15 protein-coding genes are annotated in these 14,121 nt (G+C 57.2%); 2 read left to right on the top strand and 13 right to left on the bottom strand.

The window, feature by feature from the left end:
- Positions 1-20: 20 nt before the first annotated feature.
- The 5 genes from CBW65_RS14120 to CBW65_RS14100 all read right to left on the bottom strand — a co-directional run bounded on the left by CBW65_RS14120 (position 21) and on the right by CBW65_RS14100 (position 6,197).
- Positions 21-953 carry a PD-(D/E)XK nuclease family protein gene (locus CBW65_RS14120; RefSeq protein WP_087457375.1) on the bottom strand — a complete coding sequence of 311 codons (933 nt, stop codon included), beginning with the start codon at positions 951-953 and terminating at the stop codon, positions 21-23.
- Positions 954-989: 36 nt separating this feature from the next.
- Positions 990-2,126, bottom strand: coding sequence for a radical SAM family heme chaperone HemW (gene hemW, locus CBW65_RS14115; protein WP_087457374.1), 1,137 nt, complete (start codon positions 2,124-2,126; stop codon positions 990-992).
- Between the two features lie 13 nt (positions 2,127-2,139).
- The gene (locus CBW65_RS14110) at positions 2,140-3,459 is read right to left on the bottom strand and encodes a tetratricopeptide repeat protein (RefSeq protein WP_087457373.1); all 1,320 of its coding nucleotides are present in this window, start codon (positions 3,457-3,459) and stop codon (positions 2,140-2,142) included.
- A 96-nt stretch (positions 3,460-3,555) separates the two neighbouring features.
- Positions 3,556-5,364, bottom strand: a complete 1,809-nt coding sequence (lepA, locus tag CBW65_RS14105) for a translation elongation factor 4 (RefSeq protein ID WP_087457372.1) — start codon at positions 5,362-5,364, stop codon at positions 3,556-3,558.
- A 77-nt stretch (positions 5,365-5,441) separates the two neighbouring features.
- Positions 5,442-6,197, bottom strand: coding sequence for an MBL fold metallo-hydrolase (locus tag CBW65_RS14100; RefSeq protein WP_087457371.1), 756 nt, complete (start codon positions 6,195-6,197; stop codon positions 5,442-5,444).
- A gap of 125 nt (positions 6,198-6,322) precedes the next feature.
- On the opposite strand from CBW65_RS14100, the gene CBW65_RS14095 reads away from it, so the two are divergent.
- Positions 6,323-6,736, top strand: a complete 414-nt coding sequence (locus CBW65_RS14095; RefSeq protein WP_087457370.1) for an Lrp/AsnC family transcriptional regulator — start codon at positions 6,323-6,325, stop codon at positions 6,734-6,736.
- Between the two features lies 1 nt (position 6,737).
- On the opposite strand, the gene CBW65_RS14090 is transcribed toward CBW65_RS14095, so the two are convergent.
- The 5 genes from CBW65_RS14090 to gpr form a co-directional block, all read right to left on the bottom strand.
- On the bottom strand, positions 6,738-7,256 hold the full coding sequence (locus CBW65_RS14090) for a hypothetical protein (RefSeq protein ID WP_087457369.1): 519 nt from the start codon (positions 7,254-7,256) through the stop codon (positions 6,738-6,740).
- Between the two features lie 124 nt (positions 7,257-7,380).
- Positions 7,381-7,740, bottom strand: a complete 360-nt coding sequence (locus CBW65_RS14085) for a DUF3679 domain-containing protein (protein WP_087457368.1) — start codon at positions 7,738-7,740, stop codon at positions 7,381-7,383.
- Positions 7,741-7,804: 64 nt separating this feature from the next.
- Entirely contained in the window at positions 7,805-8,977 is a 1,173-nt protein-coding gene (gene spoIIP / locus CBW65_RS14080) for a stage II sporulation protein P (protein WP_087457367.1), read from the bottom strand.
- Positions 8,978-9,085: 108 nt separating this feature from the next.
- The gene (locus CBW65_RS14075; RefSeq protein ID WP_087457366.1) at positions 9,086-9,538 is read right to left on the bottom strand and encodes a DUF4871 domain-containing protein; all 453 of its coding nucleotides are present in this window, start codon (positions 9,536-9,538) and stop codon (positions 9,086-9,088) included.
- Between the two features lie 60 nt (positions 9,539-9,598).
- Entirely contained in the window at positions 9,599-10,657 is a 1,059-nt protein-coding gene (gene gpr / locus CBW65_RS14070) for a GPR endopeptidase (protein WP_232463331.1), read from the bottom strand.
- Between the two features lie 174 nt (positions 10,658-10,831).
- Between gpr and rpsT the strand changes: the two genes are divergently transcribed.
- A complete protein-coding gene (gene rpsT / locus CBW65_RS14065; RefSeq protein WP_087457365.1) occupies positions 10,832-11,098 on the top strand; it encodes a 30S ribosomal protein S20 in 267 nt (88 codons plus the stop codon).
- Positions 11,099-11,197: 99 nt separating this feature from the next.
- Here the strand turns inward: rpsT and CBW65_RS14060 are convergent, their stop codons facing one another.
- From CBW65_RS14060 to CBW65_RS14050, 3 genes are all read right to left on the bottom strand, one after another.
- On the bottom strand, positions 11,198-11,485 hold the full coding sequence (locus CBW65_RS14060; protein ID WP_087457364.1) for an alpha/beta-type small acid-soluble spore protein: 288 nt from the start codon (positions 11,483-11,485) through the stop codon (positions 11,198-11,200).
- Positions 11,486-11,526: 41 nt separating this feature from the next.
- Positions 11,527-12,561 carry a DNA polymerase III subunit delta gene (gene holA / locus CBW65_RS14055; RefSeq protein ID WP_087457363.1) on the bottom strand — a complete coding sequence of 345 codons (1,035 nt, stop codon included), beginning with the start codon at positions 12,559-12,561 and terminating at the stop codon, positions 11,527-11,529.
- Between the two features lie 74 nt (positions 12,562-12,635).
- Positions 12,636-14,066 carry a phosphoglucomutase/phosphomannomutase family protein gene (locus tag CBW65_RS14050; RefSeq protein WP_087457362.1) on the bottom strand — a complete coding sequence of 477 codons (1,431 nt, stop codon included), beginning with the start codon at positions 14,064-14,066 and terminating at the stop codon, positions 12,636-12,638.
- Positions 14,067-14,121 lie beyond the last annotated feature (55 nt).

The raw sequence follows: 14,121 nt of genomic DNA, 5'->3' as shown, positions 1-14,121 counted from the left end.
CTGCTTTTTCTTTGTCCAAATTACTTGTGCTGCACCGTGCACACCTGCCGATAGTTGCAATACCGGCAGATGCGCGCCTCCACCGCCGGACGGAAATCCTGCTCCGCCCGCGGCTGGTTGGCCAAGGCGTCGACGAGCATCAAGTCCATCTCCGCCGCGCTGTCCACGATCTTTTGCTCAATCGCTTCCAGCCCGGCCGCCTCGACCGTGTCCTTTTGGCACTTGCCCGACAGCAAGTACTCGGTGCGGATCTCGATCTTCTCCAGCGGCGCGCCCAGCTCATGGTGCAGATAATACGCATAGAGCTGCAACTGCTCGTCGATGCGCTCATCCTCCAGCCCCGTCTTCCAGTCGATGATCACATACTGCCCGGCTTCATGCCGGTACAGAGCATCGAGCTTGACGTAGACTTTGTGGCCCTGCACAAAAAAGGTGTTCAGACGCTCCGACTCCACCAGGCGGTACTCCGGGTTGCGAATCACCTCATGCAAGCTCTCACACTGCATAAAGTGATCAAGGCAGATGTCCATCCGCTTTTTGATCTCCCCGACCGTGTGCTTCGGCAACTGCTTGTCCTCCGAGTAGTACATCTCCGCAAACATCTTCCGCCGCTTCGGCGCTTCCCACCACTGCGCAGCATCGCGCGATTCCACAAACGCCTGGTTGAGCAGATTGCGGATGCGGTGGTAGAGGTCGTCGCGCAGGAAGCCGATGCCTTTTTGTTCCCAATGATTGATGTACATCTCGGCGACGCCATGCAGCGTTTCGCCAAAGTAGAGATAGAGGTTGAGCAGATTTTTCAGCCGGTACAGCGTCTGCGCTTCCTGCGGCGCATCGGCCCGCCACCCGTTGTGCGAGCCGTAGTAGTGGTAGTAATACTTGCGCGGACATTCCTGAAAAAACTGATCGCGCGAGTGCGACCACGATTTTTCCGGAAACTTCCCGATTGCCATGCTGTTTCCCCTCTTCCCAAACCAAACGAGCCCTGCCTATTCCAAAAACGCCGCAAACACTTCGTTCGCCAAAAAGATGCCCTGATGCGTCAGGCGCAGGCCGGTGTGATCGACCTGCAGCAGGCCGAATTTTTCAAAACGGGAGATGATCTCCCCAAACACATCCTGCATCTCCACGCCATGCTTCTCCCGGAAGCGGGCGAACGTCACGCCTTCCATCAAGCGCAGGCCGAGGATCATCGTGTCCTCCTGCTGCATCCGCTCAGTGATCGACTCCTGTTCGACGACGGGGCGGTTGCCCTGCACGGTGGTCTCGATGTACTCCGGCACATTTTTCTGGTTGATGTAGCGCGTGCCGCCAACATAACCGTGCGCTCCGGAGCCCACCGCCATGTACGGCTCGTTGCGCCAGTAGACCTGATTGTGGCGCGAACGGTGCCCCGGCTTGGCGAAGTTGGAGATCTCATACATCTCATACCCTGCGCGGTGGAACCCGTCGATCACCATCTGGTACATCTGGGTCTCTTCCTCTTCCGGCGGCAGGATCAGCTGCCCCCGGTTGTGCCACGTGTAAAACGGCGTGCCTTCCTCGACCTTGAGCGAATACGACGACACATGCTCCGGCCCCAGATCGATCAACGCTCGCAGTGTGCGGTCGAGCGCTTCCAAGGTCTGGCCCGGCAAGCCAAACATCAAGTCGAGGTTGATCGAGTTGAATCCAGCCTGACGCGCCAGCTCCCACGACTGATAAACGGCATCGCGGTCATGCAGCCTCCCGAGCTTGACCAGAAGGTCATTCTCAAAGCTCTGCACACCAAAGCTCAACCGGTTCGCCCCGTGGTCTTTCAGCACGCGCAGCTTGTCCAGATCGACTGTGCCCGGATTGGCTTCGACGGAGATCTCCACCCCATCATCCATCGGAAAATAGCGGTGGAGCATCTTCATCATCCGCTCCGTCTGCCGAGCGTCAAACATCGTTGGCGTCCCCCCGCCGAAAAATACCGTCTTCAGCGGGTCATGTTCATAGTCGGCCGCGACGTGCTCCATCTCGCGGTCCAGCCCGTCGAGATAGCGGTCCATCACATCGGACGTCGAAACATAGGAGTTGAAATCGCAGTAGTAGCATTTCGACGCGCAAAACGGAATGTGTACATACAAAGAAGAAACGCGCATCCTCATCTGCTCCTTACACAAACATCCGCAGGGACTGTACCGGCGATTCGATCTGGAAGCCGAGGCGCGGCGAGTTGATGTTATCGCCGACCTTCAGCAGGCTGGCCCGCTCTTTGTAGTACTCGATGACGCGGTCGAGCTCTTCCTGATTGACCGCTTGCAGACGGTCGAGAATCGCATGTCCAATCACTTCCGGCGGCGCGGTCATCGCCGGGCGCAGCTTGCGTTCGCCCGTCTCCGTCACTTGCATCGTCTCTTCCCACGGCATGCGGTGCGCCTGGTCGAGATAGCCGACCAGTTCCGGGCAGAGCGCGGCCTGCTGGGTGAAGCCGAGGGCAAACGAGAACAGCGTGACGTTGGGGTTGTTGGCGATGCGCGGCGCGATCATGTCCACTTCGTTTGTCCAGGAGGCCACGACCAGCCCTTTCATCGGCGATTCCAGCGCCTGCGGGTTGGCGAGTTGCACGCCCAGCATCTCCGACAGAGCAAACGCGATCGGCGCTGCGGTCATCGAAGTCGGCACGATGTAGTCGAATTTCGTAAAGCCCGGCACTTCCTGCACCATGCGGCGGAACGTTTCCAGCACGATCGCCACGTTCAGGAAGCCGTAGTTGATAAACACATAACGGCCGTTCAGCTCGGTCGGCTTCTCCAGATCCTCATCGGACAGGCGCAAGAGCGGTGTGCCGTACTGCACGAAATGCCAGTCGCGCACATTGTTCTCGCGCGGCGGGAACGCTTCATAGCGCTCGATCATGCCTTTGAGAATGTTCAGCGTGACCGGCTCCTGCGCTGCCTTTTGGTATTCTTCCTCGATAAACGGCACAACGCCTTTCGTCGCGTCGAGGTCGCCGAGCAGCATGCTCAGATAGCCGACGTAAAACGCCGTGTTCGGCGACGGAGCCATCTCATGCGCGTGCTTGAAGTTTTCCAATGCCTCTTGCAGATGGAACTCTTTCATCAGGCAGTAGCCCAGCTCAAACACCGCGTTCGCCGCCATCGGCACCAGCTCGATGACGCGGGACAGCGGGTTGAGCGCCGGGCCAAACTGCTTGTCGGCCATCAGCGTGTGCGCCGCTTTGTAAAACACTTCCGGGTCGCCTTGATTCATCACGCAGTTCTCGAACACTTCTGCGCCTTTGTCCAGATCCATCATGCGCAGAACAAACGAATAGCGCTCGTAGATGCGGATGTCAAACAGATCGGAACGCATCGCCGTGTGCAGCACGTCCTGTGCCTTTTCGTAGTTCTCTTCTGCCATCAAGTCTTCTATGTAACGCAACATCTCATCTACCTGTTGCTTGTCCATTTCGCGTTTTTCTCGTTCAGCCATCCCGTGTACCCCTTTTCCTAACCCAATTGGTTCCTGCTATTGTACCATGAAAAAAAGACGTCCCGCAAAGGACGTCTTAAATTTTCTGACAAAAGCCTACTCGATCTTCAGCACCGCCATAAACGCTTCCTGCGGCACTTCGACAGAACCGACTTGCTTCATGCGCTTTTTACCTTCTTTTTGCTTGTCGAGCAGCTTGCGTTTCCGCGAGATGTCACCGCCGTAACATTTGGCGAGAACGTTCTTGCGAATCGCTTTGATCGTTTCCCGGGCAATGACCTTCTGTCCGATCGCCGCTTGGATCGGCACTTCGAACATCTGGCGCGGGATCAGCTCTTTCAGCTTCTCGCACAAGGAGCGGCCGCGGCCGTATGCTTTGTCTCTGTGGACGATGATCGACAAGGCGTCGATCGATTCGTTGTTCAGGAGCACGTCCATCTTGACCAGTTGCGAAGCGCGGTAGCCGATCAGCTCGTAGTCGAACGACGCGTAGCCTTTCGTGCTCGACTTCAAGCGGTCGAAGAAATCATAGACGATCTCGGTCAGCGGCACTTCGTAGACCAGCGTGACGCGGTTCGCGTCGAGGTAAGTCATGTCGATGAAGTTGCCGCGCTTCTCCTGGCAAAGCTCCATGACGGTGCCGACAAAGTCTTTCGGTACGATGACCGATGCCTTCACGTACGGCTCTTCGATGCGCTCGATGCGCTGCACGTCCGGCATTTTCGACGGGTTGTCGATCTCGATCTTCTCGCCGTTCGTCGTGTACACGTGGTAGACAACGGACGGTGCGGTCGTGATCAGCGTCAGGTCGAACTCGCGCTCCAAACGCTCTTGGATAACCTCCATGTGCAGGAGGCCGAGGAATCCGCAGCGGAAGCCGAAGCCCAGCGCCGTCGACGTTTCCGGCTCGTATTTCAGCGCCGCGTCGTTCAGCTCCATCTTCTCCAGCGCGTCGCGCAGGTCGTTGTAATCACCGGTGTCGACCGGATAGAGTCCGCAGAACACCATCGGGTTGATCCCGCGATAGCCCGGCAAGGCTTCTTGCGCCGGATCTTCAACCAGCGTGACCGTGTCGCCGACACGAGTGTCACGCACGTTCTTGATCGAAGCGTGGAAGTAGCCGACATCGCCGACCATCAGTGCGTTAACCGGAGTTGCTCGCGGCGACAGCATGCCGCACTCCACCACTTCGTACTCTGCGCCAGTCGCCATCATGCGGACTTTCATGCCCGCTTTCAAGGTGCCGTTGATGATCCGAATCTGGACGATAACGCCTTTGTACGGGTCAAAGTGCGAGTCGAAGATCAGCGCCTGCAGCGGAGCGTTCGGGTCGCCTTGCGGAGCCGGAACTTTCTCCACGATCTGCTCCAGGATGTCCTGAATGCCGATGCCCGACTTCGCAGAAGCCAGCACCGCGTCCGATGCGTCGAGGCCGATCACATCTTCGATCTCTTGTTTCACGCGCTCCGGCTCAGCGGACGGCAAGTCGATCTTGTTGACGACCGGCACGATCTCCAGATCGTTGTCCAGCGCCAGATAGACGTTCGCCAGCGTCTGCGCTTCGATGCCCTGCGCCGCGTCGACGACGAGCAGCGCGCCTTCGCAAGCCGCGAGGGAACGCGATACTTCATAAGTGAAGTCGACGTGTCCCGGCGTGTCGATCAGGTGCAGGATGTACTCTTCCCCGTCTTTGGCCTTGTAGTTCAAGCGGACCGATTGCAATTTGATCGTGATCCCGCGCTCCCGCTCAATATCCATGTTATCGAGCAACTGGTCTTGCATTTCGCGAGAGGTAATCGCGCCGGTATATTCCAAAATACGGTCAGCCAGCGTGGACTTCCCGTGGTCGATATGTGCAATAATCGAGAAATTGCGGATCTTCTCCTGGCGTTTCTTGGCGTCCATCAAGTGCACTCCTTCATTCGTCAAGCATACTGCCCATCATTATACACGATAAGTCAGGGGAGTACCACTGGGCAAAGTTAGAGCGCCGTTTCGCCGTCCTGCAGGATCACAACTTGCGATTCCAGCCCTTTTCCCGCGAGATAGCCGCGCAGTTCCTCTCGCGTCAGCCCGCAATGGTTGATCGCTTCCAGATGCACCGGCAGGACGCGGGTGTACGGGGCATGCAGGCAGACCTTTTCGACATCTTCCTTGGTCATGGTGATCGGGCCGCCTTGCAGGAACTGTGCGCCGCCTGCAAACAGGACGGTGATGTCCGGACGATACGCGTCGAGCGCCTCCTCGACATCGGAGCACCAGATCGTATCCCCGGCAATGTAAAGCGATGGCTCCTCGTCCGTCTGCAGGACAAACCCGGAGACGATGCCCATCAGTTTGCCGATTTCACCAGTTCCATGTTGCCCGTTTGTTCTGTGCATGGTAATGTTTTCCCAAACCACAGACTCAGCGACCGGCCGAACGTCCGTAAACCCTGCCTCTTGCAGCTTCTGCACATCTTCTCTTTGGCAAAACACCGGCAGCCCTTTTGGCAAAAGCTGAACGGCCGCTTCGTCAAAATGGTCGGCGTGCGTATGTGTGATCAGCACCGCGTCCAACTGTTGCAACTGCTGCAGATCAAAGCTCTCCGGCAACTGCACCGTCGGATTCGGCACCTGGTTGGCCGTCTTCGGAATCGGCGGCATGCTGCCGACCTCGCCCAGCATCGGGTCGACCAAAATGTTGCGTCCGTTCACCGTGATCAGCAAGGTGGCGTGGCGAATCAATTGAATGTTCATAAACAACTTCCCCTCTATACTGTTTTCGTTTCTTCAAGCATATCGGGAAAAACAGAACGATTCCATATTGCGGCGTAAGCGTTCGCCGCCAATCGCTTTCACGATGAAAAGGATGGTGCCAGCCAATGATCGATGAACTGGATCTGCAGATTCTGCACTTTTTAAAAGAAGACTCCCGCCGGCAATGGAAAGAGATCGGCGAACTCGTGCACTTGACCGGCCAGGCCGTCTCCGCCCGCATCCGCAAGATGGAAGACGCCGGCATCATCAAAGGATTTACCATCTCCACCGACGAGGCGAAACTGGGCAACTCCGTCACCGCGCTGATCACCATGTTCATGACCTGCACCAATCACAAGTCGTTCCACACGTTTCTGAAAACCAAGACCTTTGTGAGCGAAGCGCACCTGATCAGCGGCGAAGGCTGCTACTGGCTGAAGATCAACGTCCCTTCGCAAGACGACGTGGTCCGTTTCTTAGACGAGTTGCTGCAGTTCGGCAACTGCCGCGTCAACATGTCGATGAACCAGATCAAGTAGCCTACGCCTGCTTCTTCCGCTCTTTCCGCTTGCCCCACGGTTTAAAGTACGAGATGGCGATCAGCACAAACATCCAGATGATGTTGATCGCCGCTCCGCCGACCAGCCGCCTGCTGTTCAGCACGAAGTCATCGTTTTGCAGCGCCGCCGCTTTTTCTGCCCCCGCGATCAACACCGATTCGCCAAGCCAGTTCGAAAGCCCGAAAATCCCAAGCATGATCAGCCCCGCCGTCACCACTTCCTTGACGATGATCCAATAATGCTTCGTCAGGCCCCAATGCGTTTTCACCGACAAGAGCACGCCGGTGAACAGCGTCCCCAGCGCCGAATATTTCAGCATCGCTTCATCCACCACATGCATGATCTCATACGTAAAAGCCAATCGTTCGCCTGCTTCCACATTCAAGCCGTAGATTCCCAGCACCAGCATGCACATCGCGCCGCCCATCCACGCGACGATAAACAAGAGATGCAGCGACAACAGCCAGTTTTTCTGCTTGAGCGTAAGTTTTTTTGCCATTTCATCCGCCTCCTTTGCCCCCTACTTTACCAGCACAATGTTGGGAACTTTTGAAGACAAGAAAAAAGCCCTGCAGCGATCTGCAGAGCTTTGTGATGTTTACTTCAAGGGTTTGCTTCACAGTTTACTTCAACACCCACTCTTCCAACTTCCCAAGCACCGATTGCGCCCCGGCCTGCATCCAGGTGCCGATGTCCATCGACACTTCGTCCAGCGTGTCGGCGACCGCACTTTCACGGCCCTCCAGCGAGTTGCTCAGCTCATCTGCCCACGGCACTTTGGTGCCGGGGACATTTTTGCCGAGGATCTTCAGGTCGACTTCTCCGCTCTTGGTGCTTTGCACGGCCAGCGCCTGAGGATCGTCCGTACCGACGAGCGAGTTTACGCCTTTTTCCGCCGTCGCGATGCCAAACAGCACCATCAGCGCCAGGAGCACCAGCAACACGCCGTACAGAGCGGTTTGTTCGATTGCGTTTTTCAACATACGCTCAACTCCTCTCTCATCCCTTGGTACATCAGTATCCCCAGCCAAAAGCTTCCTCTATACCCTACTTTTGTGCCGGAACTTCCTCGACCTTCACGCCGGAGTCCGCTTGGGCCAGCTCTTTCAGATACGCTTCCGTCACTTTGGCCAGCGCTTTTGACGTGCGCTCGACTTCGGCCAGCGTGTTGTACGGGCCGCCGATCTCGATCAGCACCATGTTCGGGCTGAGGTCCTGGTTGTAGCGCGTGTCAAAATTCGCATTGTACGGCCGCGCCCACACCCCGCGGGACAGCCCCGGATACATCTGTTTCAAATAGCCGTCCAGCTTGGTCGCCACTTCGGCGTTTTTCTTGTAGTTCGGGTTGCCTCCGCCGACGATCCAGTACACGGCCGCATAATCTTCGCCGTTCACTTTGCGCGTTGTCGCTTCACGCTCCCCGGCATCGCGGTGAATGTCATAGACCAGCTTGAGATCCTGCTGTTCGCCAAGCACTTTTTCCACCGTCTTGCGCGAGAAGTCATACGCATCTTCAAACGGGAACTGCCAGTAGTCCTCCGTCGTCTGCATCCCTTGAATCCCGGCGGTCTGCAACTCGCCGAGCAGCCATTTGCCGGCCTGCTCGATGTTCTTTTTGCCGTCATAGGCGAGGCTGGGATTGGTCTTCCCGATGTCCGGCAAGAACGACTCCCGGTTGTGCGAATGGTACACATAGACCTGCGGCTTGTCGCTTTTCACAGGTTCTACTTTTTCACGCGGTTTGGGGTTTAAGTTCGGCGGCAGTTCGCCGAAGTCATGATCGGATGGCGGCGTGTCATACGCCGGGTCGGGCGTCAAAAGTTTAAAATCTGCGACCGCCATGCCGGGAATCTGATAGCCGAGCAAGGTCAGCGGATTGGTTGTATCAATGTCGGTAAACACATAGAGCAGCATGTTGGCAATGCCTTTCGGATACGGGTTGGCTTCGGCCGTCTTTGCCGCCGGCACCGAGGAGGCAAACATCGGGATCTCCTGGGACAGCATCGTCCCCAGCGACTGCCCGGAGATGCTGTGCAGAATTCGGCCGGCGATGCCTTTTTGCCCGGCGCCTGCGATCAGTTGCACCGAGAGAATCCCGGTGATGATCGCAAACGCGGCCACCGCCAGCGTCATCGTCACGATCGTCGTGCGGGCCTTATGCCCGGAAAAATTCAGCGTATAGTAGCGAAAGCGCCGCTTTCGGTCTTCATCACGTTTCATACCGTCCGACCTCCTCTGGCTTGTTCATATCCCTACTCTATGAACTTTGATTGCTAGATATGACAGCAAATAAAAAGGTGAGGGCATTTGCCCTCACCTTGTCCCTGCCTATGCATGAATCACAATGCTTCCATAATGCGTATCGGCATTCTCCCCGACATACACGTCGAGCCTCCAGATCCCACGCGCCGGCAATTTCACCAAGGACGGAGCATGAGCCGTCGCCCCGTTCAGTTCCCCGCCAAGCGGCCCCTGGTAGACTTCGACCTGCTCGCCCGCCTCCTTGCTCACCGCGACGACGCGAAACGACCCCTGCAGCACCTGGGGGTCGCCCCAGAAATGCCACATCAGCTTCTGTCCATTCGACGTCATCGTCGCATCGATGAAGGCGACCTTGCCTTCGATGCCACGCATTCTATAATTCCCTGCCGTAAAGACAGGGCTCTCCGTCCATCCATCACTGTCGGTCACAGCAGCCTGCGGTTCGGTCAGCCCCAATTCTTCATCGAAGCATCCGCTCAGCACCACGGCAAACGCCAGCGCCACAACCATCTTTTTCATTGCCTTCACACCTCCTGCCTCATCTGACGCACAACACCGGCAGGAGGTTACAAAAATATTCTAATGCGTGAAGAGACTGGCATCCTCCATCGTGATCGCATCATGCAGCGCCACGTTTAACCCGTTGGCCAAGACGTTTGCGATGTCCTCGACAAACGTGTCCACTTCCTTCGGGGTGACCATCAGGTTCTGCCCAAGCGGCTGCAGGAGTTCAAAGATCAGCTGCTTCTTCTCCCCTTCATCGAAGCCGCCGATCAATTTCGTCATGCCATTGCCCGGCACATCCTGTTCCAGACGCTGCACCAGCAGGTCCATCGCGTCCGAAGTGATCGTCACCGCATCGACCACCGTCGGCACCCCGACCGCGACGACCGGCACGCCCAGCGACTTCTTATTGAGGCCTTTGCGCTTGTTCCCAACCCCGGCCCCCGGCGAAATGCCCACGTCGGCGACTTGAATCGTCGTATTCACCCGCTCCAGCGAACGGGCGGCCAGCGCGTCGACCGCGATCACCAGATCCGGCTTGATCTTCTTCACGATCCCGTGTACGATCTCACTGGTCTCAATCCCGGTGATGCCCAAGACGCCCGGCGCCACCGCCGCGACAGGACGATAGCCGCCCTGTTCGACCAGCTCCGGCATGTGGTCAAACAGATGGCGCGTGACAAATAAATTATCACACACCAGCGGCCCCAGCGAGTCGGGCGTCACTTTGCGATTGCCAAGCCCGATCACCAGCACGGTCGCGTCTTCTGGCAGCGCAACAAATTTTTTCAGTTCCTCAGCAAATTGTTCCGCGACCCGCTTTTGCAGATCCGGGTCTTTATAGCGCAGCCCCGGCACTTCAAACGTCAAATAATTCCCCACCATCTTGCCCATGATCTTCGACCCGACCTCATCCTCGATCGACAGCCGGGTGATCGTGACCCCGTCCAGCTCTTCTGTCGACGTCTTCACGCCCGGAATCGAGCCGCCATGCTGCGGCGAAAAAATCTGATGCGCTTCCAGCGCCAGGTCTGTATTCACACTGTACGAATTCCAGTCAATCTCCGTTTGCCCTGCATGCAGATCGTAGCGCTGCTTGTGCTTTTTGTTCGGAAAACGATACTCTCTTCCCACAGCTTCCACCTCATTTATCAACGTAGATTCGATGCAACAGACTTATCCAGTAGAGTTACAAATCTCCTGCAAAAATATGCATATCGGCAGAAAGGTTGCATTATAGCGATGCCCATGATAAAATATCACTTGTCCTTTTTGTGGATATTGCACTCGATATGGAGGTGAAAATAGATGCCGAACATTAAGTCCGCTGTAAAGCGCGTAAAGACCACTAACATCCGCACGCTGCGCAACGCTGCTGCTAAATCTGCTCTCCGCACTTCCATCAAGAAGTTCGAAGCAGCTCTGGCTTCCAACGATGCGAACTCTGCTGAGTTCTTGAAGCAAGCAATGCGTTCCCTGGACAAGGCTGTAACCAAAGGCCTGGTTCACAAGAACACTGCAGCTCGCAAGAAATCCCGCCTGACCAAGAAGTTCAACAAGTCGAACATCGCGTAATGGCGTAATGATAGTGATGGCTTTATCGCTTTGGCGCCAAAGCAGTGAGGCTTTTACTGTAACGGGAAAACGACCCTTTCATGAGGAAGGGTCGTTTTTTTATTGGTTCGAACGATCACGCTCTTGCTGTTCGTTCATCATTTGCATTTGTGCCCTGGCGATCAGCTTCTTCACCATCTGCCCGCCGATCGGTCCGCCGACCTTGCCGGCTTCGCGCGCGGTGAGTTCCCCGTTATCGCCATCACGCTGCAACGGGATCTGCTGACGCTGCGCCGATTCAAACTTGGCCTGCTCCGGCGTGATCGTGTTCATCACATCCGCCTTCAACTGATCGAGCGCACTGCGGGCTTCCGGAACGAGAAGCCGTCTGCGTTTGCGACGTGCCATCCACCGTCACCTCCACCCGTAGTGTCCCCGATTTTTTCCCTTTAACTCACCTTTTGCGGCAAAGACAGTAAAAACATCTCCAAGGCCGTCCGGTCATTCAACTGCCCCGTCTTGATCTTATAGTCGATCTCCGCCAAATCCTGCAGCAAGCGTTCCAACACCTTCGCCGAAAAGCGGTTGCCCTGCTCCTTCGCCACTTTTGTCGCATACGGATGGGCCCCGACCTGCTGCGCGATCTGCTGCAGCGAATAGCCGCGCCCGCTCTGCACCTTGACCTGATGCATGATCCGCACCTGGCGCGTGATCATGAAGAGCAGTTTGATCGGCTCTTCCTTATTCTTCAGCAAGTCGTACATCATCCGCATCGCCTTGTCGATCCGCACGCGCACCACTTCGTCGATGAACACAAAAATATTCTGCTCCATCGTCCGTGTCGCCAGCGCATCGACCGATGCTTCGTCGATCGTGCCGCCTTCGCCCGCATACAAGGCGAGCTTCTCGATCTCGCTGCGCAGCAGCCGCAGGTTCGTTCCGACCGATAAGATCAGCCGCGCGATCCCGTCCGGCGTGATCCCGACGCCCTGGCGGCGCACCTCGGCTGCGATCCAGTCCCGGCACTCATTCTCCTTCAAGGCCGTGAACTGCACCACACAAGCGCTTTTCTGCGCCGCCTTGGTCAGCTTTTTCCGCTCGTCGAGCTTTTCCGCATTCACGGTCAGAATCAGCGTCGTGTACGGAGCCGGATTCTCAATATAGCGCTGCAGCGCGTCCGGGTCGTGATCGACGCGCGGCGACTTGCCGGCCGTAAAAGCCAGGCAGTTCTGCACATGTACCACTTTTTGCTCCGACATAAACGGAATCGTCTCCGCTTCCTGCACCGCCATCTGGATCGGCGTTTCATCATAATGAATCCGCGTATAGTTAAAGTCATCGACCCCGCCCGGCAAGGCCTGCTGCTGGATCCTCTGCACCAGATCATCGATCAAAAGCGCCTCGGTGCCGTACAGCAGATACACCCCGCGCAGGACACCCTTCTTGAGTTCCCCCATCACATCGCGAAAACTGAGCGCGCCCATCTCTCTCCTCCTATCACAACTCCAATAGAAGAATTGTAAGAGATGGAGCCACCCCCGTCAAACCAGCCCTCTCCTTACAAGGACAGCCCCAGCGCCTCCAGCAACGCCCTTTTCAGCCCTTCGAGTTCCTTTGCATCCTGCGCCTCCAAATAAATCCGCACCAAAGGCTCCGTCCCCGACGGGCGCACCAAAAGCCACGCTCCCGAGGCGAACGTCAGCTTCACCCCGTCGATCGCCGTCTTGCCGGTCACATCCCACAGCCCGAGCCGCGTATCGCTCCAGTCCTGCATCACCTGCAACACCAGATCCTTCTGCTCCGGCGTCAGGTGGACGTCTACGCGCTCATTGACCACCGACCCATACACGGCACCCAGTTCGGCCAGCAGCGCCTTAGGCGACCGCCCAGAGCCTGCCACCAGCTCCAGCATCAGCAAGGCGACCAGCAGTCCGTCCTTCTCCGGAAAATGCTCCGCCACCGACAGCCCGCCGCTCTCTTCGCCGCCGATGCCCGCGCCGCTCAAAATCTCCTGCCCGATATATTTAAATCCGACCGGCGTCTCCGCCACCGGCACCCCGTGGGCCGCCGCGATCCGGTCGATCAAATGTGTCGTCGCCACCGTCCGCGCCACCTTTTTCATCCCGCCCTTGCGCTGCAAAAGCGCATGGGTCAACAGCGCCAGCACTTCATTGGGCGTCACATACTCCCCGCTCCCGTCCAAAATGCCAAAGCGGTCCGCATCCCCGTCCAAGGCCAGCCCAAGGTCTGCGCCCTTCTCCTTGGTCAGCCGGGCCAGCTCTTTCAACCGCTCGGCCGACGGTTCCGGCAAGCTGCCGCCAAACATCGGGTCGGGCGTATTGCGCAGACAGGCCAGCACTTCCACGCCCAGCTCCTGCAAAATCGGCTCCAGATACCCGATCCCCGCCCCGTGCATGAGATCGAGCACCACTTTCAGGCCGGCCTTGCGAATCAGCTCGCCATCGACCACTTTTTTCAGCATCTTGCCGTAACTTTCACGTGGAGATACGGCCAAAATCGTACCCGCCCGCGACGCCCGTGCATAAGGTGTTACATGCACGTGGATTCGACCCGATTCGACCTCCCGCACATAACGGGTGATCTCATCGGTGATCTCCGGCGTCGCAGGTCCGGCATACTCCGGAATGAACTTGATGCCGTTATACTCCGGCGGGTTGTGGCTCGCCGTCACCATCACCGCTCCGGCCAAGCCGTGGGAGACGATCATCGACGCCACCGCAGGCGTCGGCGCAGGCGCGTCGCACAGCAAAACGGAGATCCCGTTTCCGGCCAGCACTTCTGCCACCCGCTCCGCAAACAGATTGCCGAGGAAGCGGTTGTCAAAACCGATGACGACCGGCTTGCCGTCCAGTCCGTGCGCCTTGATATAGCAAGCGACCGCCTGTGTCACGATCGCAGTATTGGCAAATGTAAACTCCTTCGCAATGACACCGCGCCAACCGTCGGTGCCAAATTTAATCACAGACATCTTCTGCTCCCCCTCACTGACTTCCCAGCCTTCTGTCAAATGTATAGTGGACAAT

The sequence above is a fragment of the Tumebacillus avium genome, assembly GCF_002162355.1.
Lineage (GTDB): Bacteria > Bacillota > Bacilli > Tumebacillales > Tumebacillaceae > Tumebacillus_A > Tumebacillus_A avium.
Note: the sequence above shows the minus strand (reverse complement) of the source record. Positions and strands in the feature narration are given on the sequence as shown.

Coding starts and splice junctions, on each gene's coding strand:
- hemW (WP_087457374.1), bottom strand. CDS start 2,126: ATGCGCGTTTCTTCTTTGTATGTACACATTCCGTTTTGCGCGTCGAAA.
- rpsT (WP_087457365.1), top strand. CDS start 10,832: ATGCCGAACATTAAGTCCGCTGTAAAGCGCGTAAAGACCACTAACATC.
- CBW65_RS14085 (WP_087457368.1), bottom strand. CDS start 7,740: ATGTTGAAAAACGCAATCGAACAAACCGCTCTGTACGGCGTGTTGCTG.
- lepA (WP_087457372.1), bottom strand. CDS start 5,364: ATGGACGCCAAGAAACGCCAGGAGAAGATCCGCAATTTCTCGATTATT.
- holA (WP_087457363.1), bottom strand. CDS start 12,561: ATGGGCGCGCTCAGTTTTCGCGATGTGATGGGGGAACTCAAGAAGGGT.
- CBW65_RS14050 (WP_087457362.1), bottom strand. CDS start 14,066: ATGTCTGTGATTAAATTTGGCACCGACGGTTGGCGCGGTGTCATTGCG.
- CBW65_RS14075 (WP_087457366.1), bottom strand. CDS start 9,538: ATGAAAAAGATGGTTGTGGCGCTGGCGTTTGCCGTGGTGCTGAGCGGA.
- CBW65_RS14110 (WP_087457373.1), bottom strand. CDS start 3,459: ATGGCTGAACGAGAAAAACGCGAAATGGACAAGCAACAGGTAGATGAG.
- CBW65_RS14100 (WP_087457371.1), bottom strand. CDS start 6,197: ATGAACATTCAATTGATTCGCCACGCCACCTTGCTGATCACGGTGAAC.
- CBW65_RS14060 (WP_087457364.1), bottom strand. CDS start 11,485: ATGGCACGTCGCAAACGCAGACGGCTTCTCGTTCCGGAAGCCCGCAGT.
- CBW65_RS14120 (WP_087457375.1), bottom strand. CDS start 953: ATGGCAATCGGGAAGTTTCCGGAAAAATCGTGGTCGCACTCGCGCGAT.
- CBW65_RS14095 (WP_087457370.1), top strand. CDS start 6,323: ATGATCGATGAACTGGATCTGCAGATTCTGCACTTTTTAAAAGAAGAC.
- spoIIP (WP_087457367.1), bottom strand. CDS start 8,977: ATGAAACGTGATGAAGACCGAAAGCGGCGCTTTCGCTACTATACGCTG.
- CBW65_RS14090 (WP_087457369.1), bottom strand. CDS start 7,256: ATGGCAAAAAAACTTACGCTCAAGCAGAAAAACTGGCTGTTGTCGCTG.